The sequence below is a fragment of the Lactobacillus xujianguonis genome (assembly GCF_004009905.1).
GTDB classification, from domain to species: domain Bacteria; phylum Bacillota; class Bacilli; order Lactobacillales; family Lactobacillaceae; genus Lactobacillus; species Lactobacillus xujianguonis.
In genome coordinates this window covers 1-22,936 of record NZ_ML136888.1, presented here as the reverse complement: position 1 = coordinate 22,936, position 22,936 = coordinate 1, and the positions used below count along the sequence as shown (strand labels likewise).

At 37.0% G+C, this 22,936-nt stretch carries 23 protein-coding genes and 4 pseudogenes; 12 read left to right on the top strand and 15 right to left on the bottom strand.

The features are described from left to right. Window positions 1–33 precede the first annotated feature (33 nt). From pepT to EJK17_RS07770, 4 genes are all read left to right on the top strand, one after another. Window positions 34–1,320 (top strand): peptidase T, encoded by a 1,287-nt coding sequence (gene pepT, locus EJK17_RS07785; protein WP_127796320.1) that lies wholly within the window; start codon window positions 34–36, stop codon window positions 1,318–1,320. Between the two features lie 23 nt (window positions 1,321–1,343). Next, the gene (locus EJK17_RS07780; protein WP_103661408.1) at window positions 1,344–2,027 is read left to right on the top strand and encodes a YczE/YyaS/YitT family protein; all 684 of its coding nucleotides are present in this window, start codon (window positions 1,344–1,346) and stop codon (window positions 2,025–2,027) included. Window positions 2,028–2,122: 95 nt separating this feature from the next. Then, on the top strand, window positions 2,123–2,860 hold the full coding sequence (locus tag EJK17_RS07775) for a hypothetical protein (protein ID WP_103661407.1): 738 nt from the start codon (window positions 2,123–2,125) through the stop codon (window positions 2,858–2,860). 13 nt (window positions 2,861–2,873) lie between these two features. Further along, entirely contained in the window at window positions 2,874–3,497 is a 624-nt protein-coding gene (locus EJK17_RS07770; RefSeq protein ID WP_103661406.1) for an NUDIX hydrolase N-terminal domain-containing protein, read from the top strand. 5 nt (window positions 3,498–3,502) lie between these two features. On the opposite strand, the gene EJK17_RS07765 is transcribed toward EJK17_RS07770, so the two are convergent. The 4 genes from EJK17_RS07765 to EJK17_RS07745 all read right to left on the bottom strand — a co-directional run bounded on the left by EJK17_RS07765 (window position 3,503) and on the right by EJK17_RS07745 (window position 7,267). Continuing rightward, the gene (locus tag EJK17_RS07765; protein WP_103661405.1) at window positions 3,503–4,354 is read right to left on the bottom strand and encodes a lysophospholipid acyltransferase family protein; all 852 of its coding nucleotides are present in this window, start codon (window positions 4,352–4,354) and stop codon (window positions 3,503–3,505) included. 84 nt (window positions 4,355–4,438) lie between these two features. Beyond that, complete coding sequence (locus EJK17_RS07760; protein WP_127796319.1) at window positions 4,439–5,035, bottom strand: TetR/AcrR family transcriptional regulator; 597 nt, start codon at window positions 5,033–5,035, stop codon at window positions 4,439–4,441. 44 nt (window positions 5,036–5,079) lie between these two features. Further along, the gene (locus EJK17_RS11845; protein WP_236629322.1) at window positions 5,080–6,414 is read right to left on the bottom strand and encodes a cupin domain-containing protein; all 1,335 of its coding nucleotides are present in this window, start codon (window positions 6,412–6,414) and stop codon (window positions 5,080–5,082) included. Beyond that, window positions 6,407–7,267, bottom strand: a complete 861-nt coding sequence (locus EJK17_RS07745; protein ID WP_127796318.1) for an SIR2 family NAD-dependent protein deacylase — start codon at window positions 7,265–7,267, stop codon at window positions 6,407–6,409. The genes EJK17_RS11845 and EJK17_RS07745 overlap by 8 nt, the downstream gene beginning before the upstream one ends. A 252-nt stretch (window positions 7,268–7,519) precedes the next feature. On the opposite strand from EJK17_RS07745, the gene EJK17_RS11455 reads away from it, so the two are divergent. Next, on the top strand, window positions 7,520–7,675 hold the full coding sequence (locus tag EJK17_RS11455; RefSeq protein ID WP_161494902.1) for a hypothetical protein: 156 nt from the start codon (window positions 7,520–7,522) through the stop codon (window positions 7,673–7,675). 106 nt (window positions 7,676–7,781) lie between these two features. Here EJK17_RS11455 and EJK17_RS07740 read toward each other — a convergent pair whose 3' ends face one another. Beyond that, the gene (locus EJK17_RS07740) at window positions 7,782–8,429 is read right to left on the bottom strand and encodes a hypothetical protein (RefSeq protein ID WP_127796317.1); all 648 of its coding nucleotides are present in this window, start codon (window positions 8,427–8,429) and stop codon (window positions 7,782–7,784) included. Between the two features lie 142 nt (window positions 8,430–8,571). Between EJK17_RS07740 and EJK17_RS07735 the strand changes: the two genes are divergently transcribed. Continuing rightward, window positions 8,572–9,468 (top strand): alpha/beta hydrolase, encoded by an 897-nt coding sequence (locus EJK17_RS07735; RefSeq protein ID WP_103661401.1) that lies wholly within the window; start codon window positions 8,572–8,574, stop codon window positions 9,466–9,468. Between the two features lie 36 nt (window positions 9,469–9,504). Here the strand turns inward: EJK17_RS07735 and EJK17_RS07730 are convergent, their stop codons facing one another. Then, entirely contained in the window at window positions 9,505–9,885 is a 381-nt protein-coding gene (locus tag EJK17_RS07730) for a hypothetical protein (protein ID WP_103661400.1), read from the bottom strand. After that, window positions 9,878–11,197, bottom strand: a complete 1,320-nt coding sequence (locus EJK17_RS07725; RefSeq protein WP_103661399.1) for a Y-family DNA polymerase — start codon at window positions 11,195–11,197, stop codon at window positions 9,878–9,880. The genes EJK17_RS07730 and EJK17_RS07725 overlap by 8 nt, the downstream gene beginning before the upstream one ends. A gap of 435 nt (window positions 11,198–11,632) precedes the next feature. On the opposite strand from EJK17_RS07725, the gene EJK17_RS07720 reads away from it, so the two are divergent. Together EJK17_RS07720 and EJK17_RS07715 are read left to right on the top strand one after the other, a co-directional pair. Then, the gene (locus EJK17_RS07720; protein WP_103661398.1) at window positions 11,633–12,313 is read left to right on the top strand and encodes a tyrosine-type recombinase/integrase; all 681 of its coding nucleotides are present in this window, start codon (window positions 11,633–11,635) and stop codon (window positions 12,311–12,313) included. 206 nt (window positions 12,314–12,519) lie between these two features. Continuing rightward, on the top strand, window positions 12,520–13,803 hold the full coding sequence (locus EJK17_RS07715; RefSeq protein WP_103661397.1) for a phosphatidylserine decarboxylase family protein: 1,284 nt from the start codon (window positions 12,520–12,522) through the stop codon (window positions 13,801–13,803). Window positions 13,804–13,910: 107 nt separating this feature from the next. On the opposite strand, the pseudogene EJK17_RS07710 reads toward EJK17_RS07715, so the two are convergent. Further along, a pseudogene (locus EJK17_RS07710) lies at window positions 13,911–15,071 on the bottom strand (MFS transporter). Between the two features lie 13 nt (window positions 15,072–15,084). Beyond that, window positions 15,085–16,125: a YdcF family protein gene (locus EJK17_RS07705; protein WP_103661472.1), complete on the bottom strand. Its 1,041-nt coding sequence runs from the start codon at window positions 16,123–16,125 to the stop codon at window positions 15,085–15,087. Between the two features lie 110 nt (window positions 16,126–16,235). On the opposite strand from EJK17_RS07705, the gene EJK17_RS07700 reads away from it, so the two are divergent. Together EJK17_RS07700 and EJK17_RS07695 are read left to right on the top strand one after the other, a co-directional pair. After that, window positions 16,236–17,372 (top strand): glycerate kinase family protein, encoded by a 1,137-nt coding sequence (locus EJK17_RS07700; RefSeq protein WP_103661396.1) that lies wholly within the window; start codon window positions 16,236–16,238, stop codon window positions 17,370–17,372. 38 nt (window positions 17,373–17,410) lie between these two features. After that, window positions 17,411–17,521 (top strand): annotated as a pseudogene (locus EJK17_RS07695) (AbrB/MazE/SpoVT family DNA-binding domain-containing protein); the annotation flags it as partial. 226 nt (window positions 17,522–17,747) lie between these two features. On the opposite strand, the gene msrA reads toward EJK17_RS07695, so the two are convergent. The 6 genes and pseudogenes from msrA to EJK17_RS07670 form a co-directional block, all read right to left on the bottom strand. Beyond that, window positions 17,748–18,278 (bottom strand): peptide-methionine (S)-S-oxide reductase MsrA, encoded by a 531-nt coding sequence (msrA, locus tag EJK17_RS07690; protein ID WP_103661395.1) that lies wholly within the window; start codon window positions 18,276–18,278, stop codon window positions 17,748–17,750. 13 nt (window positions 18,279–18,291) lie between these two features. Next, complete coding sequence (msrB, locus tag EJK17_RS07685; protein ID WP_103661394.1) at window positions 18,292–18,729, bottom strand: peptide-methionine (R)-S-oxide reductase MsrB; 438 nt, start codon at window positions 18,727–18,729, stop codon at window positions 18,292–18,294. A gap of 83 nt (window positions 18,730–18,812) precedes the next feature. Further along, the gene (locus EJK17_RS07680; RefSeq protein WP_103661393.1) at window positions 18,813–19,448 is read right to left on the bottom strand and encodes an ATP-binding protein; all 636 of its coding nucleotides are present in this window, start codon (window positions 19,446–19,448) and stop codon (window positions 18,813–18,815) included. 3 nt (window positions 19,449–19,451) lie between these two features. After that, entirely contained in the window at window positions 19,452–19,967 is a 516-nt protein-coding gene (locus EJK17_RS07675) for a hypothetical protein (protein WP_103661392.1), read from the bottom strand. Next, window positions 19,967–20,137 (bottom strand): annotated as a pseudogene (locus EJK17_RS11840) (LytTR family transcriptional regulator DNA-binding domain-containing protein); the annotation flags it as partial. The gene EJK17_RS07675 and the pseudogene EJK17_RS11840, both read right to left, overlap by 1 nt. A gap of 42 nt (window positions 20,138–20,179) precedes the next feature. Then, window positions 20,180–20,683: a LytR/AlgR family response regulator transcription factor gene (locus tag EJK17_RS07670; RefSeq protein WP_236629320.1), complete on the bottom strand. Its 504-nt coding sequence runs from the start codon at window positions 20,681–20,683 to the stop codon at window positions 20,180–20,182. Window positions 20,684–21,435: 752 nt separating this feature from the next. Between EJK17_RS07670 and EJK17_RS07665 the strand changes: the two genes are divergently transcribed. Then, window positions 21,436–22,653, top strand: a complete 1,218-nt coding sequence (locus EJK17_RS07665) for an ATP-binding protein (protein WP_103661391.1) — start codon at window positions 21,436–21,438, stop codon at window positions 22,651–22,653. 31 nt (window positions 22,654–22,684) lie between these two features. Then, window positions 22,685–22,813, top strand: a pseudogene (locus tag EJK17_RS07660) (type II toxin-antitoxin system RelB/DinJ family antitoxin); the annotation flags it as partial. Window positions 22,814–22,936: the final 123 nt, after the last annotated feature.

The window sequence follows — 22,936 nt, the reverse complement described above, 5'->3', positions numbered from 1 at the left end:
AAAAAACAAACAAATAGAAAGGTGTCTTGAAGAGTGACATTTTACGATTTAGATTTTCTTGAAAAAACTTTTATCCATTACGCAAAAGAAAATACGCGTTCCTGGCCAGAAAAACATGACCAAATTCCATCATCCCCAGGACAAGTTAAAATGGGCAAAGAATTAACTAAACAACTGCAAGAGATTGGCCTTGAAGCCTATTTCAATGAGCAGACTGCTTTTGCCATTGGTAAATTGCCTAGCAATGTTGACGACACGGTAACACCAATTGGCTTCTTCTCTCATATTGATACTGCTGATTACAATGCAGTTGATATTCAGCCACAAGTCCACCGCAATTACGATGGCGGTCGGGTTACCCTTGATGAAAAAGCAGGTCTGTATCTTGATCCTCAAGAATTTCCAGCCTTAAAATCATGCACAGGTGAGACCTTAATTACTTCTAATGGTCATACTTTACTTGGAGTTGATGACAAAGCGGGGATTACCGGTATTTTGGGCATGCTAAAATATCTAACTGCACATCCCGAAATTGAACATGGTTCGATCTTTGTTGGTTTTGGACCTGATGAAGAAATCGGTTTTGGCGGTCAACGCTTTGATCCGAAAGATTTTCCTAATGTAGAATTAGCTTACACGCTCGAAAATGGTCGTCCTGGTGATTTTGAATACGAAACTTTCAATGCCTCAATTGCTAAAGTACACATTCAAGGTACCGCCGTCCATCCAGGTGAAGCTTACGGCTTGATGGTAAATGCCACGACTTTGATGAATGACTTTCTCTCACAATTGCCAGCTGACGAGGTCCCAGAAAAATCCAAAGGTCACGATGGCTATTTCATGGTCACCAGTGCCAATAGCTTAGTTGATCATGCCGATCTTGAAATTATTATCCGTGATTTTGATTGGGATAAATTCACCGCTAAGGAACAGTTCTTAAAAGATTTAACCGCAAAATTGAATCAAAAATATGGTGATCACCGATTCACTCTTAACCTTCGACGCCAATACTTAAACATTTACAACGTCATTAAGGATCAACCTTATGTGGTTAACTTAGCACTTGACGCTTATCAGCGGCTGGGAATTAAGCCTAGTATTCAAACCTTTAGAGGCGGAACTGATGGTAATTTTATTACGCAAAAAGGAATCCCAACGCCTAATTTATTCAATGGTGGTGGCAATTACCATGGTCCATTTGAATACGTCACAGTGGAACAAATTGATAAGTTAGTTGAAGTATTAACGACAATTTGTCAGGAACATTTACGCCAAACTCGTGAAGGAAGAGACAATAGTCCACTGAAGAAATATTGGTAGAGTAGGAGAGGAAGTAAACATTAATGGCGCATCAGAATGATTCGCTGAAAACAAGAATTGCTGGTTTAATTGCCGGTTTAGTCATCAATGCTGTCGGTAATGGGTTAACCGTTTCAACTAATATGGGGACCAGCCCTTGGACGGCTTCAGAGGTTAACTTAGCTCATCTGTTTAACGTTTCAGTTGGTTGGCCCATGTTCATCGTTGGTTCGCTCACTGCAATTGCTAACCAAATTATGATTAAGAAATTTGACAAAATTCGTTTCTTCGGTGAACTATTATTCATTGCTTGTTTTAGCTATTTTGTTGATATTTTTCTAGCCTTTTTCAACCACCTCGGGGTACCTGAGTTACCAACTTGGTTAAAAATCATTCTCTGTTTTATTGGCATTTTCACCTTTTGTTGTGCCATTTCTTTCTACCAACGTGCCAATATCTTCATGCATCCCAACGATGACACCACCAATATTATTCGTTTTCAGTATTGCAAAGGGAATGTGATTAAAGCTCAATTAATTAATTTTTCCATTCCGCTGGCAATTATTGTAATTTGCGTGCTGATTTCTCATCAAGTCTATTCTGTTAATATCGGTACAATTCTATGTATGTTTGCCAATGGTCCTTTAATTAATTTTGCGGATCAACATTTATGGCATTCACTGCATCATAATTTCCGGGTCATGCATCCAATTACGGAAAACAGTTAAAACTAACGTCAGCTTACGGCTGACGTTTTTATTTTGAGTATTTTTCAGTTAAAATCTAAGTTAGATAGATATTTGAAAACAAAAGAGATGAAAAAATGAAAGAGCAAAAAAATAAAGATCAGGAACCTGAACGTCATCCTTTTTTCGAACGTTTACACCGAGCCTTTGATTGGGTAATGTTCATCTTAGCACTAGCAGCTGCCTTAGGCTTTGTCGCCTTTGATAAGGCGCGCTCAAACTCAGGACAGAATGAATTTGTGCGTTTAAGTAAGCCGAAGGAAATAGCAAAGAAGACAAAGATCCCTAAGTCTCAAATTGCTTGGGGTGAAGTTTATGAATTAATTCCTAAGAAAAAAGTCGATCACTATCAAACAGTGACCGACGAAAATGGCTATTCATATGAAGTAAAGCGTAAGCATCCCAAGGTTACCTGGAAATCTTACTTTTATCTTGACCCAAACCAAGTCTCTAAGGATAAACCGGTTGAGAAAAATCTTTATCTTCTAATTACCGGCTGTGTTGTACCTGCTATTAAAACACCAAAGACTGGCCAATATAACTTTGTCGATAATACCAGCCTTGCTTTTGACAGTACTAAACATTATGTTTTAAATGATTCACAAACTTATATTCAAGTAATGCAATTAAAGAGCTACAGCACCTATGGTAATCAAATGGCACCAAATGCGACTAATAATACCTTTAATTTAACAATCAATGTCGGTTCAACACCATACCTTAAATTGAGTGAGTTCAAGTTGAAACGACTAAAGAAACAAAACTTATCACACTTAGCACAACAAATGCAGTTATTCAGTGGCTTTGCTAATTAGAAAGATGTAAAAAATGAAAACCAATGATCAATTTACTGACTGGGCCGTTGCTTTACAAAGCGTCGCTCAAAATGGTTTAAAATACGGGAAAGATGTCTTTGACCGCGAACGTTACCAACAAGTACGAGAAATCGCAGCCCAAATGATGGCCGCCAAAACTGGCTTACCCTTAGAAAAAATCAGAACTCTATTTTGTGGTGATGAAGGCTATCAAACTCCGAAAATTGAAACACGAGCTGCTATTATCAAAGATGGTCAGATTTTACTTGTCCACGAAAAACTCTCTGACGACTGGGCTTTACCTGGTGGCTGGTGTGAAGCCAATTTATCAACGATGGAAAATTGTATCAAAGAGGCTAAAGAGGAATCGGGAAGAGATGTTCAACCCATTAAGTTAATCGCCCTGCAAGATCGTAACAAGCATAATAGTCCCATTCGCGCTACTGGAATTATGAAGGCATTTTACTTATGCAAAGTATTAGGCGGCGAATTTGAAGCCAACAGTGAAACAAGCGATTGCCGCTATTTTAGCTTAGATAATTTACCTCAGCTTTCATTAGACCGCAACACGCCTGAACAAATCAAAATGTGTTTTGCGGCAGCCCAAGATCCTAATTGGCAAACAAAATTTGATTAAGAAAACTACTTTAGACCAGCGATATCATCGAAAGTGAAAGGCTGGTCGATTTTTTTGCCATAAATTCGTTCATAAGCAGCTTTCTTTTGCTGATAATCTTGCTTGCGCATTAATTTCGTATTTTCCGCAATTGATTTCTCTGAATCTGGATAAATAGTAGGTAAAACATGTAAGACACATCGAGTTTTATAAAAATCGCGGTGAAATAATTCTTTCTGCTGACAGTTTTGGATTTCCACAAAGCAGGAGATAATGGGTAAATTAAACTTAGCCGCAAAATAATAGGCACCTTTTTTAAAAGGTCGAATTCGGCGGTAATTAAACCACATCTGCTGCTCAGGATAAACCAAGATCCAAGCTGGTTTAGTCAATATTTGCTTAATTTTTTGCGGTAAAACGCGCCCCAAATAATGTAAGTTGGTAGTAACGGGAATACTATCCGCATTTCGCACCAACAGTCCAATCGGAAAATGCATGACCAAGTTGGTATCCTCAACCATAAAATAAAGGCGCTTATTGCGTCTCATCGCTAATTTTTTTATTGGCAAAATATCCAATTGATTGTAATGGTTACAAGTAATTAAGGCAGAAGCAGTTTTTGGCAGATGGTGCTGACCGATGATCTTTACGCGAGTAGTTAAAAATGGCGTGATGATTGTAAGTAAACTCCGGACTACCGCAGCGCTAATTTGCCCCGTTATTCTACTTTGATGGTGCCAAAATCTAGCTATCACTAGCTTACTTGCAGTTGGAGTTAAAGTTGGATCGTTAAGTTCAACTTTATCATTAAAATGTTTTGCCTTAGCTTTACTAGCAATCCGCTGGATTACTGCGCGGCGATGACGCCCGATGATCACGTATTTTCCCTTCTTTCATTTAATCCATTATAGCAAAAAATGCTCAGCACCTTGTTAGCCAAAGTACTGAGCGTTTTTGATTTTCTACTGTTGTTTCAAAGCCTTATATCCAGCATGGATAAATCGGTTAAGTAATTGGACATCATGGGACCATTTTTCATCTTTGATAAAATGATGGGCGCGGTTGACTGCAAAAGAACCATGAATGACATATTCAAACAGCGTTTCCGCATCTTCTTTATTCAAACCGGTTGTTTTCATAATGGAAGAAACACCATTTTTCCGTTCATGAATCATAATCCGACCAATGATATACTCACTTAAATCTGGATCCATCAGCAGTTTTTGATATTTCTCAGAATTACCAATTCGTTGGCAAGCAGGAATCAATGATTCATTGTTCTTTAAATAATCAAAAGGGATCTCTTTATCACTAACTGGTAACTCAACTTGATTTTGTGTTAATAATAGCGCATCATCTAAGACTTGGTTCAACACTTCAGTAATGGAATTGAAGTGCAAATAGAAAGTGGAACGAGTGATATCAGCTTCACGGCAAATTTGGGCAATCGTTACCTTAGCGTATGATTCTTGATTAACTAATTTGATAAAAGCATCTTTAATCACTCGAATCGTATAGAGCGTACGGCGATCAGTTTTTCTTCTTTTTACTTCTGTCATTTAACTCATCCTCATTTCAACTAAGGTTATTCTACCAAAAAGGCCTATTGATCGACACTGAAACGTTCAATAATATCGCGTTGGTTAGGGAAGAGTTGCAATAATTTGTCCTTTCTTGGAACTAAAATTGCTCCATCCCCGCCAACAGGAATATCAGTACTTACTTGTGAGAAGCCCACGCCATTATTACCGGTAGTTTCAATCGCTACAAAAGTACCTGGATCAGCATAGAAACCATGAACTTCATTTTTACTCTTATCTAAGCCTAAGCGAACTTGATAATAATTTCCATCTTGAGTAAAGCAATGCACTAAAGCAGCATCCCCAATTGAGTACATCCAAGATTGACCATATTGTACAGTATGAAGAAGAGAATGGTGATCCTTATCAATCATCAAGTACATTGGATAACTGCCTGGACGAGTACTTTGATCAACCATGTAGTTAGGATAGAATTTTTGCATGACAGCTTCTTGCTTGGCCTTTTCTTCAGGAGATAATTCTGGCTTTGGTTGCTTTTTAACTGGGCCTTCAGTGTGCGCACCAAAACTGCGACCAGCCAATAATTCTCTGAAGGCATCACCAATAGCTGCAGAGAAGCCGATTGAACGATCTTTAATTTGATCAGGAATAAAGAGCTCACCCTTGTTAATTGAAATGTAGTGACTCTTAGGATCGGCGGCAACTAATTGCATGCTTGGAGCCTTAATCATTTGGTTACGAGGTCCAATCCCTAATTCTAAGACTAGCAAGTTTTTATTTTCATAATCTTCAATAAAGTTTTGGAAGTCATTTAACTTATCTTGATTAATTTGGAAAACTTCACTAGCAGTATTAAGAGCTAATGGAGCACCACATTTGTCACACTTAGGAATACCAGCTTCGGTTAAAGTGCCAGCTTGATCCTTTTGATAAAGTTCATGAATCTTAGATGAAAGTTTATAGACACCATGCTTATCAGGATGCTTGCTGCAGACACCTTCTAGCCAGTTACCTTCGATTTCAAAGAGGTTATTGAAATCGGCTAAAGCGAAGTGGTGATCTACATTAGAAGTCCAAACAAAGTAAGGCTTATCACCAATAATTTTCTTCAAATCTAACATGTAGTTACTAGTTTCGTAGTTATTACTGTAGTATTCAACCGTTCTTGCAACTACGCGCCAATAATCAAGCGGATCAGGATACTTGTAACCAAAAGCCGTTAACAAGTTAGGCAAATGGTACTTATCAACTAAATCACCCAATACATCTCTTAACTTTTGATCATTGGCAAATAAATTTAATCCTTCTGAAATTGAAAGACCGTTACTTGCTGTCACTAAAATAGCGTCCGCATCATCAATCCATTGTTTTGCAGTTTTTGCAGCTTGATTAGTCATTTTCTTCTCCTTTAATCTTGTTAGCAGCTTCTTTAAAAACTTCATTAATGTCATCCCCAATCAAAAGAGCTTGATCTTTGATTGCTGGATTTACCAAAGCATCCTTTGGATTAATATTGACATAGAAAGAATTCTTATTATACTTAGTCATTTCCCAAAATGGTTCTTGAATAAACATCGGTGTCATTCGACCAACACCCATTTCTAAGTAGAGGATTTTATCACCACGATGTTCCGCCATGAACTTATTCAACTTTTGGTGTTCTTCGTAGTATCTTTCACCTTCTAAGAATTTAGGTCCACGTGCCCAAGCAACTAATTCTGAGCCATTAACTTTACTTCGAGGAATTAAATCCGTGGGTAAGCGGTGATCAATGATTTTTGGTAATAATTCAGCGACCATTTTGTGACTATCGTATAAATGCTGATCATTACTTGTATCCGAAGCCTGATAATAATCCCATGAACCTTGGATTTCACTTACTTTATCTTTTAGAAAAGCTTTCTTAAACAAAGCATCCTGATTAGTAGTGACGATATGGAAAGGCTTATCACCGATTAAGGTTTTTAAATAATCATACGTTGGCTTTTGTGGCGGGATATTTAAAATCATTTGCAACGACTTCAACATAAAGGCCCAACGTTCTTCTTTAGAATGAAATCGAGTGTAAAAACCATTAAAAACCCCATCAAAGTGGTACTTATCATGATAATATTTCATATTTTTTATAAAGAGGGGACTAGCTGAATACCAAAAATCCATTCCAGCAGCGTTGGACATCCCGCTACCAGCACCAATGAGGATCGCATCAGCTTGATGAACTTGTTCAACTAGTTCATCAATTTTATTCATACCATACTTCAATTCTATTTAAGTTGTTTATTTTCATACATGTTGTTTCAAACTTTTAAATAAATAATACTCAGAATTGCAGTAGTAAAGAAGTACAGGAATAGATCATCTGTCTATTTAAATACAGATTGTATCGAAATGTAGTGAAAATAATTAAACAATTCTAATGCAAAAAATGACTGAATCGGTTATAATATAAGTAAGGTAAGCGCTTACCTATAAAACATGATTTAAGAGAAATGGGGTGTGTCAGTGGAAAAAGATACAACATTTCATAGACTTATTGCATTTGTAATCAATGCAGTTGGTGTTTTTGCATTGATTGTAAATAAAATAAGTAATTGTAAAAATATTGTCGAAAAAACAAAAATACCACACCTCGAAACACCTGTTGTGATTAGAAGTTAGCAGAGGCCGAACAAGTTGAACTTGTTTCCGTGCAGGCAGACTTTTAATCGAAGTTGTAATTAATTGTAGATAAAAAACCATCCTTCATGGATGGTTTTTTATTGTCTTAAAATGCTTTAATAGCAATGTTTGCTTGCCAAATTAGATACTGAACTCTAGCAGCTGACAAAGTATCGTGCTTTAGCGCCTTCTTCGCATCATTAATTGCTTCACGATAGTTATAACGCTCTTCTGCACTTGCTTGCTGATATCTTTTACTCTTTTTGATTTGCGCGGAGTTTTTAATTAATTCATTCAGAGTAATTAGATCACTTTCTGAAGCGGCGATCTTATGATTATTTTCTGCAGTTAAGGCAGAATTTTGCGCTTTAAGCTTTCGACTAATTTTGACATTACTAGTTTTTACAAAAGCATCCCCTAAATTGACCTTCTTGCTTTTGCCCGCTTTGACCATTTTTTGGCGACGATTAGTTAAATGGTAATAAAGCTTTACCTTGTTTTGTTTTTCATTCCATAAATAGAAGGCACCGTTGACCGCAATTTTGGCATTCTTTGGCCAGTGATAACCTTTGGGCGAAATCTTCTGGCCCGCAAAATTATAAATTGGCGTCTTACTTTTGACCGTAACTTTAGCTTGTTTTTTAGCCTTAGTTACTGCGGAAACAGGAGTAGGGATTAAAACACTGCTTAATCCAGGCATTGCTAACGCTAGACTTAAGGTAACCAGTGCGAGTTTTTGGTTAAATTTTTTCAATATCTTTACCTCATCAAATTCTTTTAACCAAAATTATAGCAAGAAAAAAGCTAAATTTCTCTTACTAGCATTTGGTTTGTATCCGTTTCCAAAAACTTATAAAATAGGTAATAGATTATAAAGGAAAAGAGAAGAAAGTTTTATGGTTGATCAAAAAATATTAGCTGCTGTTGAGGCAATGCGTGCTGGTTGCAAAGCTAGTGATGATAAACGTGATGCCGGTCTAGCGCCTGACATCCCCGAAGTAAAAAGAATCGATGACTTGCAATACGGTGAAGATCCCAAATGGAATTTGCTAGATCTTTATTTACCCAAAAATGTTGCTGGCAAATTACCAGTCATTATTAATATTCACGGTGGTGGCTGGGTCTATGGGACTAAAGAAACTTACCAATTTTATGGTTTAGGCATGGCTAAACGCGGTTTTGCTTTCGTAAACCCAAACTACATCCTTGGTCCTGATTCTAGTTTTCCTGAAGAACTCGATCAAGTTGATCAATATATCCATTGGGTATCTGAACATGCAGATGAATACAATTTAGACAAAAACAATGTTTTCTTGATTGGCGACTCAGCCGGTGGTCAAATGGCTGAACAATATACTGCTATTTTGACCAATCCTGAATATCGGAAAAAATTTGGCTACACTTTAACTGATCTGAAATTTAGAGCCGTGGCTTTAAATAGTCCGGCAACCTTTATGCTTGATCCTGGAATGATGAGTGGCGCTACTTTGGCATACTTTAAGCCAGATATCATGAAGGATCCGAAAAATCAAGATTTGTTAAATGTTGAAAAATATATCACTAAGGATTTCTTACCAACCTTCATTAGTACTGCTAACCAAGATTTCATTCATGACTGTGCGGTTAGGTTAGATGGATTTTTAAGAGCTAAAGGCATTGAAGTTATTCAAAAATCTTGGGGTGATGACCAGCATCCCGAGCCACATGTCTTCTTAATTAATCAAAAAGACGAGTTAGCTAATGAAGCTAACGATGAAGAAGCAGCCTTCTTTAAAAAGCATCTTGTGAAATAATTTTTTGCAGGTATCTGAAAGGATACCTGTTTTTATTTACTCAAAATTTCTAAGGCGAATGACCTCAACATGGTTTATTTCATCCAAATTAACACTCGCTTCTGACACAACTACGATATTTTTATCAGTGTAACCTTCAACAAAGCCTTTAATATCCTCCGCAAAACTACCGTCTTCATCTAAATTCTTAAGCTGAATACTGACAGGGTAGTGATCACTAAAAGCTTTTAACAAAAGTTCACTAACTTCAGTTTCACTCATTTCCTTTTTCTTAGGATAAACTGTGGCTCGCTTGGCTTTATCCTGATTGATCTTTAAAGTATGATCGCTCAAAAAGAAGCCAGCCCACTTTTTCATGCCTCGATCTTGATAATTCTTGAAAAATTCTTCTACTTTTTGATCGAATTTATCACTCATAAGCATTACCACCATTGTGTCCGCCGACTAAGTTACTGCGCTGAATCGCGGTTGCGCCACGCATTAAACTCGAGGCTTTGACTAATGCAGAGAAGCCATACTTCTTTCTGACTTGATCAACCACATGATCTAGTTTATAGCGCTTCAATTGCAAATCCGGATCTTCCAAAATATTTAACTGCAAACTGTAATCAGGAGAAAGCTTACTATAGTTAACACCAATGCAACGCACTGCCTGTCCTTGCCAATTCTTTCTAAAAAGATAAAGCAAAATTTGGACTAAATCATGACTAACGTTAGAAGGTGTGATTTTTTGCTGAACACTAAAGCCGCCGCGGTGATCACCGTAATCAATTTCACCATAGGCATAGCCAATGAATAAATTGACGCAGCCAGTTCTTAAGTTATGTGCGCGAATGCGAGCGGCAACTTGTTCACCAATTTCACGAATGACAATTTCAATCTGCCGCTGATCAAAATAATCCCGCTGCAATACTTGCGAATTGCCATAGCTCTTGGCTTTTGGGTGATATTTGTGGCTAATGATGCTACGATCAACGCCCCAACTTTCCGCAAATAACTGCTCTCCGATCACACCAAACTCTCTTTTCAAAATTGCTGGGTCAGTATGGGCTAAGTCATACATATTATTAATCCCAATTCGCCGCAAATGGTTAGCAGTTCGCGTGTTAATGCCCCAGACATCTTCTAACTTAGGAATATTCCAAATGGTATCCGGCACATCGATGTAATGCCAAAAAGCAATCATGGATTTCTTATGCTTAGCAGAATTATCCATGGCTAACTTGGCTAAAATTGGATTTTCGCCGATCCCGCAAGTAGTGTAGAGGCCTAGTGTATCATGAATGTCCTTTTGCATTTTGCGCGCAACATAATAAGGATCATCCCCAAATAGCCGCCATGATTTAGTCATATCAATCATGCCTTCATCAATTGAATACATATGAATATCTTCATCAGCCGCATACTTGCGAAAAATATCTAAAACCTGCATGCTGCGTTTAATATAAAGATTCATGTGCGGATCAACTAGCATTAAATCAGGTGCTTCTCTTTTAGAAGGTAAATCACGTGCTCGCATCACGTTATGCAAGCCGTATTTTTTCTTAGCTAGAGGAGAGGCGGCCATGATTAAGCCTGATCCCCAATTGCCACCTTCTTGCCGAGAAATTACTGCAAGACAAGTAGTCATCGGATTTAGTCCTAATCTCAATGCCTCACATGAAGCAAAGAAACTTTTATTATCAATCATGAAGATGATTCGGTGTGGTTCATACTTATAGTCATACATTTTTTATTCGCTCCAAAAACTGCACGAACAATCGTGCGGATACTTATATTATATGAACTTTTGTTTGGAAGAACAAGAGTGTGGAGCAATATTTTTTAAATTTTTTTCGATAAAAAGTTCAATGCTGAGAGGGCAATTCTATGATAATGTTTAGCAATTTTGATTAGTAGTTGATCATTTCAGTCCATAGAATGCAAATTCGTAAATTCAGATGGAAAAATTGCTGTCTTTACACTAAAAAGTCGAAAATACCGTACTTACATAAGTGACATAATAACATTATGTCCTTTATGTACAGTAGCCTAAAAAGGCTTTAGAATAGGGGTTAAATTTGAGTACTCAAGATACTTAAGTGACATTATTTAGTTTTACACAATTATGTCATTTATGTAAAAGATGCTATACTAGTTCTAAAGAATTAGAGGAGACTTTAAAATGCGCGAAGTTGTTCGTCCAATTACCGATACCTGGACTTTAAGATCGGTTCAAGATGAATTGAAGAAAAATCAATTAACCGGAATGCGAGATTACACCTTATTTCAAGTGGGCAAAGCCACCTTACTCCGAATCAGTGATGTGCTAAATCTAAAAAAGGGTGATGTCTACACTGATTCTGGCGAAATCAAAAAGAATGCCTATATCATCGACAAGAAAACTAAAAAGCGGAACGTGCTTTTTCTTGAACCAGTTGAACGGGAACTAGCGGAATATTTTAAGTGGCTGCAAGAGATGCAAAATAAGATTTACCAAATTGATATTCATGACAGTAACACTCCACTATATTTGAGAAAGTACGGAAATCCTAATAATGGCTTTAATGGTCACGTTTTTTCAAGTCCCTGGCTATTTCCATCATTCACTCATGCTGAAAAACCAATCGGGCGTAAGCAATACTGGCAAATCATGAAGAAGGTTGGCGTTAATTTACACCTCGATTATCTGGGCACGCACACAATGAGAAAAACTGGTGCTTATCGCGTCTATGAACAAACCAACCATAATATTGCTCTAGTCATGCAATTATTGAATCATTCATCTGAACAAATGACTTTGCGCTATCTTGGTTTAGATCAAGAAGCACGAGAAAGAACATTAAAGGGTATTGATTTTGGCTAATGCTGAGACAAGCATTCTACGTTTAAACTTTTTTGATTTGATTAGTAATTATCCAACTAGCTTTCATATTTTACAAATCACATATACATAATTATGTTAAGTAAATAGATATAAAGTACGAATGCATTTAATTGCTTCTAATTTCATTTGGCGCTACAGTAAAGCTGTAAGCGTTTTTTGTTTTTCTATTGGAAAGTGTGTTCAACATGACAAAACATAAATTTAACGTTGGTAAATGGTTACCAAGTGATCAAGAGTTTGAAGACAAGTGGATTAAAAAGGTTTATCAAGAAGCTCAAGCCGAAGAAAATCAGCATTTACTACCTCCAGTCCAAGCACTGAAAGAGTTAATTGAATCAGATCGCTATATCTGGAATTTGTTCCAAATGATGTTTGACGAAATTCCGATGAAAGACGTCGACACGCCAGCCGGTACACCACAAGTTAGAGACTATCATCAATTGCTTTTGATGCTTAATCGAATTATTCAACGTGCACCTGAATTTAACACAACCGGTTTAGTGGGAACACCAATTAATGCCATTCTAGATTATCCGATGGGAACGAAAGCTGGCTATGTGCTTTTCAACAACCCGAAAGTTAACGAAAAATTCCGCGACATTTTAAATTATTGGGGACACTATTTGCAAACAGAAGATTCAACCTATGTATTGAATACTTCTGATAAAGGTTGGTTATCACCAACTGCTTTACAAGAAATGGCAAAAGAAGCTAAAGGTGAAAATTTCCTAGATTTATTTGAATGTCGCTCAACCGATGTCACCCAAAAACTAGGCTTCAAATCTTGGGATGATTTCTTTACCAGAAAGTTCAAGCCAGGCATTCGTCCAGTTGCAGGCGCTAATGATGAAAATATTGTGGCTAATGCGTGTGAATCTGCTCCATTTAGAATTGCTCGCAATGTCCCATTAAAGGCAAAATTCTGGATCAAAGGGCAGCCATATTCATTACTTGATCTATTACACAACGATCCATGGACAGCTAAATTTGAAAATGGTACTCTGTATCAAGCCTTCTTAAGTGCCCTGAGTTATCACCGTTGGAACAGTCCGGTTAGTGGTAAAATCGTTAAAGCATACCATGTTAATGGTAGTTACTACGGCGAAGCATTAAGTCAAGGCTTTGAAAATCCACGCGGTGCCGATCCAGTTGCGGCTAATGATTCCCAAGCCTTCTTAACTGCTACAGCAACTAGAGCGGTCATCTTCATCCAGGCTGATAATCCAAAGATTGGTTTAATGGGCTTTGTTGCAGTTGGTATGGGCGATGTTTCAAATAATGAAATCACGGTTCGGATTGGTCAACATGTCAACAAAGGTGATCAATTAGGGATGTTCCACTTTGGTGGATCAACTCATGTTCTACTATTTAGACCAGAAGTTAAATTGGACTTTGATTTACATGGTCAAGAACCTGGACTTGATACGACTAATATTAAAGTTCGTGATGTGATTGCACGCGTACAATAATATATGATAATGATATATACTAAATAAACTTTCGGTAAGTAAATTCTAGTGTATGAAAAAAGCAAGATTAATTTAATATAATCTTGCTTTTTATTTATCTATATTTTTCAATTCTGATAAATACGACTCGCGTACCAAATACATAGAAAGGCAATTACGCCGTAAATCGCTGCAAAGTAACCTGAATTATTAATCGAAGTTACGCCTGCAATAACTGATGCCGTAAAGGAGCCCAACGAAATCCCGACATTGGCAAAGATTAAATTTAGCGAGCTCGCCAAGTCAATTGATTGCGGATACTCAGCTTGAGCAATATCCAAAAACATGATTTGTGTAGTTGCCCCGTAACTGGAATAGATAATGCAAAGGAGAGAAATCACCACAATGCCGATCCAATGAAGATGTAAAGTCATCCCTAACAGTAAAAACAACACTGTCATTAAGAGATAAATACTAGGTAGTCGTTTAACTCCGCCATGATCAGCTAAGAAGCCGGCAAATTTATTACCGACAATTGAACACACACCTAAGAAGGATAGAATCCAGTCTAAAGCTGTTTCACCGAAGTTAAGTGGTCCGGTAATTAAGGGCCGAATAAAAGTGTAAAAGGTATAATCTGCAGCACAGATTGCAACTACAAAAATAACTGCAAAGATAATTCTTTTATCCGTCAATAGGGAGAATTGCTCAGCAATTTTTCCTTGCGTCTGTGGCGTATTCTTAGGCACAACGAACAACAAAGTAATAAAAGAAATTATCGTTAGGATAGAAATAATGGCAAAGCTCAACTGCCAATTAAAAACTTGCGCTAACATCGTCCCAATCGGCAGTCCCACAACTGAGGCAATGCTAAAACCAGCAAAAACCCAGGAAAGTAAACCGACTCGTTTATCCATTGGCGCGATGAAATTTGCTAAAACTAGGACTAGCGAAATAATAGCGCCAGCGGTACAAGCTGTTAATATTCGCGACAAGATTAATGACCAATAATTGGTTGCTAGCGCAGTCTAAGTATTTCCAATGAAGAAAATAATCATCAAGGCTAGCAAGAGTTTTTCCCGTCTAAAACGATTACCCCAGCTAGTATCAATCAGAGTTGAGATTGCATAAACTAAGGCAAAGATGGTTACCACATAACCTAAACTAGAAAGACTGCTATGGTATTCTTTAGCAATATCAGGTAAGACCCCGACGATCATGTATTCATTACAGCCCAGCATGAAGGCAATAAACACAAATAATAGAGATTGAATTCGATATTTTGATATTTTTTCTTCCTAACTAAAGACCTAAATAATATAAACCTGCCATCAGTGCAGTTAAAACGCCAAAAGAAGCAATAATTCCACATTGCATCTTTTTGGTAATCACTAAATAAGCAATAAATTCCCGTACAAACGCATTCAAGGTAAAGTACCACTTAGTCTTAGCACCGTAGCCAATACATGCTAAGCCTTGTCTTTTAGCTAAAACTAAAGCTCGATAAACATGGTAAGAATTAGTTACAATACAAAATCGACTGTTTGCTTTCATTAAGCGATGCGAAAATTTGATGTTTTCCCTAGTAGTTTTAGATTGATCCTCAATAATAATCTCACTCGCTGGAACACCACAACTTTCTGCATAATGCGCCATTGCATGACTTTCAGGGATCTCTTCATCAGGACCTTGCCCACCTGACATGATGAGCTTTGAACCAGGATTTTGGTGATAAATTTCAATTCCACGTTTAATACGACTAGCAAGAAGAGGAGCAACTTCTTTGCCGCGTAATCCTGCTCCTAGCACTACTACATAATCTAGCTTTTTAGGATGCCAATTAAGCAAATTTAACCATGAGGTTAAAGTGTACATCATCATGATTGCGATTAGATAAAAAATTACTAGTGATAAAAACAAGTATAAAAACCTAAACCATGGCGTCGTGTTAAACCGCCCAAGCCAAGGATAAGCAAAAATGACAGCTAACACGACTACTCCCATCCCTAAAGATAGGAAATTGGTTAAACGTGCTCCTTCACGAAAGAGGATTTTTACTCCATTGTAGAAGAACATGACAATTAGGGTTAAGATAAACGCCAAAGTTAAAAAGACCACTAATAGCATCATCAAGACCACGAGCCATTGTATAATGCTATGACTATTAGGATAATTGGTGTCAACGACTATCAGAGAATCTAAGATCCACATATTAAGTAAAATAATCGAACTAACAAGTGTCGTCCCTGCCCACATTGATCGACGTTCATGAAGCAAAACATAAACAAAAGAACCAATAGAAAGTAATGTTAATCCAAGTAACGTGTAAAAGATGATCATCATCGAATTGTACATTGAAAATACTCCTTTTCCGTGATCTGATTAGCATTTCTATCAATAATAGCAGTAAAATAAATTAAAACCAATGACTAATCTAGAAACAGAGTGAAAAAATGACAAAATACGTACTTGCACCAGACTCATTTAAAGAAAGCATGACAGCGAAAGAAGTTTGCCAAGCAATGACAAGAGGCATTTTAAAAGCTGATCCCACCGCTGAGATCACTGCCGTACCAATGGCTGATGGTGGTGAAGGCACAGTTGATTCGCTAGTTGATGCTACTCATGGTCAGAAAATCTCGGCGACGGTCATGGGACCATTAGGTAAGCAAGTGACTGCTGAGTATGGCATCTTAGGTGATGGTGAAACAGCCGTCATCGAAATGGCCAAAGCGAGTGGACTAGAAATCGTGCCCGTAAGCCAGCGTAATCCGTTAATTACCACGACTTATGGCACTGGTGAATTGATTAAAGATGCACTTGATCATGGTGCTAACAAAATTATCGTGGGACTAGGCGGTTCAAGCACAAACGACGGTGGCGCCGGGATGGCACAAGCTCTAGGAGCTCATTTATTGACTAAAGATGGCCAAGAAGTAGCGCTTGGTGGCGGTGGCCTTAAAGATTTAATCAAAATTACCACCACCGACTTAGATCAGCGTTTAGCTAATACGAAAATTATCTTAGCTAGTGACGTTACCAATCCGTTAACCGGCCCAGAAGGAGCTTCTCACGTCTTTGGTAAACAAAAAGGTGCCACTCCAGAGATGATTGAGGAGCTAGATCAAAATTTACATCACTATGCCGCAGTTATTAGACGTGATTTGCACAGGGATGTTGAACAACAAGCTGGAGCAGGCGCGGCAGGTGGTCTTGGCGCTGGCCTAATGGCTTTTACCAATTATGAGATGCATAAGGGCATCGAGATCGCGATTCAAGTCACTAACTTAGAAGAAAAAATTAAAGCAGCTGACATCGTATTCACTGGTGAAGGTGGTACTGATTTTCAAACCAAGTTCGGTAAAACTCCCTTTGGTGTCGCTCAACTAGGGCAAAAATATCATAAACCGGTTATTTCACTTGCTGGTTATCTAGGTGAAGGGATTGATACCTTATACGATTGTGGTTTTACAGCGATTTTTGGCATTCTACCAGGGGCCTGCGATTTACAGACAGCATTGAAGCAAGGAGCTAAAAATGTTGAACACACAATCGAAAATATTGTAAAATTGATTAAAGTGAAAGGGTGATAATGATGGTAGATCAAAAGAAAAGTAAGTTAGCTCAACACTTCGAAGGATTCGATTACGAAGCATATTGGGACGAATGGGAAAAAGAACATCCCGGTGAATCAAAAGAAGTTGACTGGGGCGGACCAGTTGGCAAAGAAGTTTTTTAGCTAGAAAAAGCATGAATTACGCAATTGTAATTCATGCTTTTATTTTTACAAGGATTTAGTGCTGAATATAAATACCATCGTTCTTAACTTTCTCTTGCAACTGTGTAAAGGATACAGTTTTCCTTGAATGCAATATTCTTTTTTTAAAAATCTTAAAATCTTTTTCACTCTCAAAAGTTACCTGAGCGTGTCTAACAATACCAACCATATTCATTACTTCTTCTTGCTACTTATCCCAGTGTTCTTTGATAAACTTGCTTCTACCGCCAGCTTCTTCCATTGCATAGCGCAAGGGATCCTTCTTGTAGAAATCTTGGTGATATTCTTCGGCTGGATAGAAGGGTTTAGCTTCCTCAATTCGGGTGACAATTGGCTGATCAAATTTACCACTATCAGCCAATTCTTGCTTAGACTTTTCGGCAGCTGCCTTTTGGACTGCAGAATTATAGTAAATTACTGGTTGATATTGGCTACCGCGATCTTGGAATTGTCCCATTGCATCAGTTGGATCAGTCACTTGCCAATAGTAGTTTAACAATTTCTCATAAGGCATTACCTCTGGATCAAAGGTAATTTCGACAGCTTCGGTATGACCGGTCTCACCAGTGCAGACTTGCTCATAAGTTGGATTAGCTACATGACCACCGGTATAGCCACTGACAACTTTTTCAATTCCAGGCAAAGTGTCAAAAGGTTCAACCATACACCAAAAACAACCGCCAGCAAAGATCGCCTTGTCTAACTTCTTTTCATTCATTTATTTTTCCTCCCTAATTAAATAATTGCTTATATTCGCCATAGCCTTGTTTATCTAACTCATCGTAAGGGATGAACTTCAAGGCTGCTGAATTAATGCAGTAACGCAAGCCGCCACGATCAGTTGGTCCATCGGTAAAAACGTGCCCCAAATGGGAGTCGGCTTCAGGACTCTTAACTTCTGTTCGTTCCATATTATGGGATTGATCACGATGGTAAACTAATTTCTTAATTGGCTTGGTAAAACTAGGCCAACCACAACCCGCATCGTACTTGTCTTCACTAGAAAAGAGTGGTTCGCCTGAAACCACATCAACATAGATGCCTTTTTCATAAAAATCGTCATACTTGCCAGAAAAAGGATATTCAGTAGCCGCATGTTGGGTTACTTCATATTGTTCTTGGTTTAATTCCTTTAAACGTTCTTGCTTGTTCAACGACGATCCCTCCATTTTTCTCAATTTATTTTAATTTTAGCGAATTTTTTGCGATTAAAAAAACAATATGCACTCTAACAAGGCATATTGTGTAAACTTTATTTTTCATGATAAGGAAACATAGCCTTTAATCTAAACCAATGATCTTGATTAGATAGAGTCAAGGTTCCATCATACTTATCAGCGATTAACTGAATACTCTTTAAGCCGTATCCATGGGGATGTTCTTGATCTTTTTTAGTAGTTTCAGGTAAGCCATTTTTAGCAAAATCAGTGGCAGCTAAATTATAGTTTGAAAGGGAATAAATGATAAAATTAGCCTTCTTAGAAATCCGTAAATCAATCAAACGTTTTTCCTTATCTGGAATTTTCTGAACGGCTTCAATCGCATTATCCAAACTATTACCTAATAAACTACACAGATCCATCGTATCGATTTGATTGAGCAAGGCACCGTTAGCGATGCAAGTAAACGTAATATCATGCTGGATACAATAGGCATTCTTTCTCGTTAACACCACATCAACCACTGGATTGCCAGTCTTAACATCGGCTTTGAACTGCTTAATATCGTTACGCAAAGTGTTGATATAATCCAATCGTTTTTTTGAATCATTTTCTAGCGCAATAACATCAAGCTGGTGCTTTAGATCATGAAAGCGACGATTAACAGTTTCTGAGCTTTCACGATAAGCTTGATACTGTTCATATTGAGAATGAAACATGTTATTCATCTGCTACAAGTCATCACGTAAATAGGTTTCATAGCGCTGATTTTCCAAAATGTTAAACAGTAAAATACCACATAAATCTGCAAAAGTCCGCATCATAAAGATAGAACTAGAATTACTAAGTAAGTGAACAGAATATAAAACTAAAAAGATGATAGGTGGTAAAAAACCTGACCAAATTCTACCATCGCTAGTTCCAAGATAAACCAAAGTTTGCCACGATAAAGACGCCACAAAAGTCGCATAAGTAAAGGCCTTAGAAGCATGGTAAATTCTCACATAAATATCTGTTTTCTCATACATCGTCATCGTGATAAAAATACATGCCATATCAAGTAAAATCTCAATTGCAACCCATCGAGTAGGTATCGGCTCTTCTAATTTTTGAATTACATAACTTCCAAAGCAGCAAAAAACAACATATAGCCAGAAGTTATCTTTGAGAACTTGCAAGGCCATGACAACACAAGCAGCCCACTGCGCAACACCATCAGCAATGCCAGGAATAGCAGTCATATCCATTAATTTATTTCACTTCCTAAGTAATTAGTTAAAGCAGCCATAAAGGCTTTTTTACGTGGTCGTGAGATTTGCAATTCATAAGGACCAATCTTAACCAGATTGCCATCGACATTTGAAACATGCTTTAAATTAACAATATAGCTATTATTACAGCGGAAGAAGTTATATGATGCAAGCTTTTTCTACATATTTTTCATGGATTCTAGCATATCTTAGACTACCGCTTTACCATCAACCATTAAATGTAAATGAAGGTAATGCTTTTCACTTTCAACATAATAGAGTTGATCGAGAATGATCTTTTGCGAGCCGCTCAAAGTATCAAAGAGGAGAGAGGCCTGTTCTTGACCAACTTTGCGCTCAATCTTCTTAAAGTGCTCACTAAAATTGAAATAATTAATTGGCTTCAAAATAAAATCGGTGGCATCAACCTCATACCCTTGAATGGCATATTGCACATAATTAGTAACAAAGACAATCGGTACCGTTGAATCGACCTTGCGAATTTTCTTAGCAGCAGTCATTCCATCCATATGTGGCATCTGCACATCAAGATAAATGACATCAAAATCTTTGGTGTAATGATCAACAAATTCTAAGCCGTTTTGATAAGTTGTTATTTCAAAATTAATGGAATGTTCTTGCTCATATTGATTAAAGCATCCCAATAGGCGATCGCGCTCTTGAGCATTATCTTCAACTACAGCTACTTTCATCTATTTTCCTCTAAAAGTCTATATTTATTTTATTTAAATATTCAAAATTATCGAATAATATTGTGGATTTTTTAAAAATGTTATATATTATTTTCGTAGTTTGAAGACTTCATTTCTAATCATTTACATCATTTACACAGAAATCGATAACTACAAAATTAGGTTTTATCTTGCTTTTGATAAAATCTGGTTGCTTTGATTGCTTTTCCCTCCCTTGCCAATCAAGCAACTTTTTGTAGCAGTCATTATATGGATTGCACTTATTACATTATAAGGGTAAATTAGCAATAATACTAATTTACTCTTTTATTTTGTCCAAAATTGTTATTATCTGGTAAATTATGCTACAAACTCAACAGAAAGTGCAAGCTAACAGCCTTTTTGCCCTATTTGGTATTACATTAATACATGTAGCTTAGCGATTCTATTTCTAATCATTTACATCATTTACACAGAAATCGATAAACTACAAGTGTGTTATCGCTTCGATCTCTTTTTTCCCTACCTTGTAGATCGGGCGATTTTTTTAAGAATTTTATTTTGCGATTGCGATAAATCGAAATAAAGCAAGTTAGCTCTGTGCTAGCTTGCTTTTTCTTTTTGTTTAGATTTTAAAAAATAGGGAATACTGACGAAAATGTAAAATCAATTTTACAAACTAGTCGAAAAGATGATTTTTGTTAAATCAATTTCACAAAAATGCTAAAATAAAGATAAATGTTAAATTGATTTTACAAAAAAGGGTGACCTTTATGAATTTAATACCGCGTCCAACTTACCTAAATTTTCTTAAAACCTGGAAAGACAAATCAGTAATCAAAGTCGTTTCTGGCGTTAGAAGATGTGGCAAGTCAACATTATTCATTTTGTTTCAGAATTACCTACGTAAGAATGGTATTAAGAGTGAAAACATTATTCAAATGAATTTTGAACAACCAGAGTTCATGAATATTACCGATTCAACAGAAGTTTATAATTATTTAAAGCCCAAATTAACCGTTTCAGGGATGAAGTATATTTTTCTAGATGAAATTCAACACATTACTCATTTTGAAAAAATTGCGGACGCGCTTAACACACTTGCAGATGTTGACCTTTATATTACTGGCTCAAATGGCTACTTCATGTCAGGTGAACTAGCAACTTTGTTAACTGGGCGCTTCGTTGAGTTAAAGATGTTACCTTTATCTTTTAAAGAATATGTAACTGGCTATCAAGAGTTTTATCCTAACTCTAATCTGTCAACTGCAAAGATGTTTAACAATTATCTTCGCTTTGGTTCATTTCCATTCATTTTGCAACTAAATAATGAACCCCTTCAAATTGAACAATACCTTGATGGCATCTTTACCTCGGTTGTTTATCGCGATGTGCAAACTCGCTTAAAAGTGTCAGATCATCTTGCATTAGAAAAAATCATTCGTTTCCTATTCGATAATGTTGGCAATATTCTCTCAATGCGAAAAATTGCTAATACAATTTCTAACGATGGCTTCAAGATTTCACCTGCAACCGTTGAGCGTTATATTTCAGCGCTAGTTGATAGTCTTTTAATATACCGTGTACCACGTTTCGATATTCATGGTAGAGACCAATTACGGACTAATGAAAAATACTACATTGTTGACCCTGGATTACGTTATCACTTAATTGCTGGAACTAAAATGGATCGCGGTCACGTGCTCGAAAATATCATTTATCTAGAGTTATTAAGAAGAGGAGAGCAAGTTAATGTAGGTGCTCTTCCTAAAGGTGAGGTGGACTTTGTTACTAAAAAAGGTCAAGAGGTCTGCTACTACCAAGTTTCAGAAAGTGTAATCGATCCTAAAACATTGACTCGTGAATTAAAGCCACTTCAAGGAATTGATGACCACTATCCTAAATATCTCTTAACTCTAGATGAAATTGGTGCTGGGGAGAATTATCAAGGAATTAAACAACTCAATATTTTAGATTGGCTATTATCATAACTCGAGGTTGTTAAAAAACTTTGACAAAACGGAAATCCCTAACGAAACTAGTGAAAAGGCTATGCTGTTAGCTGATGCTAAAGATAAAGGCTTAGTTTCGGATGATTCATCCAGCTTTACAAATATCGATGACTTAATGAATTCTTTGGATGAAGAGTAAGCGTCAAAAACTGAAGTATATTGAAAAAGCGGTCTAGCTTTGATACAGAGTGTATCTGCTAGGCCGCTTTAGTATGCTTCTCTTTTGTTTTACATACTTTCTGAACTTCTTTTGTCCATGGTA

Excerpts from the sequence above, each read along its gene's own strand:
- EJK17_RS07780 (WP_103661408.1), top strand. The coding sequence starts at position 1,344 with ATGGCGCATCAGAATGATTCGCTGAAAACAAGAATTGCTGGTTTAATT.
- EJK17_RS07775 (WP_103661407.1), top strand. The coding sequence starts at position 2,123 with ATGAAAGAGCAAAAAAATAAAGATCAGGAACCTGAACGTCATCCTTTT.
- EJK17_RS07770 (WP_103661406.1), top strand. The coding sequence starts at position 2,874 with ATGAAAACCAATGATCAATTTACTGACTGGGCCGTTGCTTTACAAAGC.
- EJK17_RS07760 (WP_127796319.1), bottom strand. The coding sequence starts at position 5,035 with ATGACAGAAGTAAAAAGAAGAAAAACTGATCGCCGTACGCTCTATACG.
- EJK17_RS11845 (WP_236629322.1), bottom strand. The coding sequence starts at position 6,414 with ATGACTAATCAAGCTGCAAAAACTGCAAAACAATGGATTGATGATGCG.
- EJK17_RS07745 (WP_127796318.1), bottom strand. The coding sequence starts at position 7,267 with ATGAATAAAATTGATGAACTAGTTGAACAAGTTCATCAAGCTGATGCG.
- EJK17_RS07735 (WP_103661401.1), top strand. The coding sequence starts at position 8,572 with ATGGTTGATCAAAAAATATTAGCTGCTGTTGAGGCAATGCGTGCTGGT.
- EJK17_RS07730 (WP_103661400.1), bottom strand. The coding sequence starts at position 9,885 with ATGAGTGATAAATTCGATCAAAAAGTAGAAGAATTTTTCAAGAATTAT.
- EJK17_RS07725 (WP_103661399.1), bottom strand. The coding sequence starts at position 11,197 with ATGTATGACTATAAGTATGAACCACACCGAATCATCTTCATGATTGAT.
- EJK17_RS07720 (WP_103661398.1), top strand. The coding sequence starts at position 11,633 with ATGCGCGAAGTTGTTCGTCCAATTACCGATACCTGGACTTTAAGATCG.
- EJK17_RS07715 (WP_103661397.1), top strand. The coding sequence starts at position 12,520 with ATGACAAAACATAAATTTAACGTTGGTAAATGGTTACCAAGTGATCAA.
- EJK17_RS07705 (WP_103661472.1), bottom strand. The coding sequence starts at position 16,125 with ATGATGATCATCTTTTACACGTTACTTGGATTAACATTACTTTCTATT.
- EJK17_RS07700 (WP_103661396.1), top strand. The coding sequence starts at position 16,236 with ATGACAAAATACGTACTTGCACCAGACTCATTTAAAGAAAGCATGACA.
- msrA (WP_103661395.1), bottom strand. The coding sequence starts at position 18,278 with ATGAATGAAAAGAAGTTAGACAAGGCGATCTTTGCTGGCGGTTGTTTT.
- msrB (WP_103661394.1), bottom strand. The coding sequence starts at position 18,729 with ATGGAGGGATCGTCGTTGAACAAGCAAGAACGTTTAAAGGAATTAAAC.
- EJK17_RS07680 (WP_103661393.1), bottom strand. The coding sequence starts at position 19,448 with ATGAATAACATGTTTCATTCTCAATATGAACAGTATCAAGCTTATCGT.
- EJK17_RS07675 (WP_103661392.1), bottom strand. The coding sequence starts at position 19,967 with ATGGATATGACTGCTATTCCTGGCATTGCTGATGGTGTTGCGCAGTGG.
- EJK17_RS07670 (WP_236629320.1), bottom strand. The coding sequence starts at position 20,683 with ATGAAAGTAGCTGTAGTTGAAGATAATGCTCAAGAGCGCGATCGCCTA.
- EJK17_RS07665 (WP_103661391.1), top strand. The coding sequence starts at position 21,436 with ATGAATTTAATACCGCGTCCAACTTACCTAAATTTTCTTAAAACCTGG.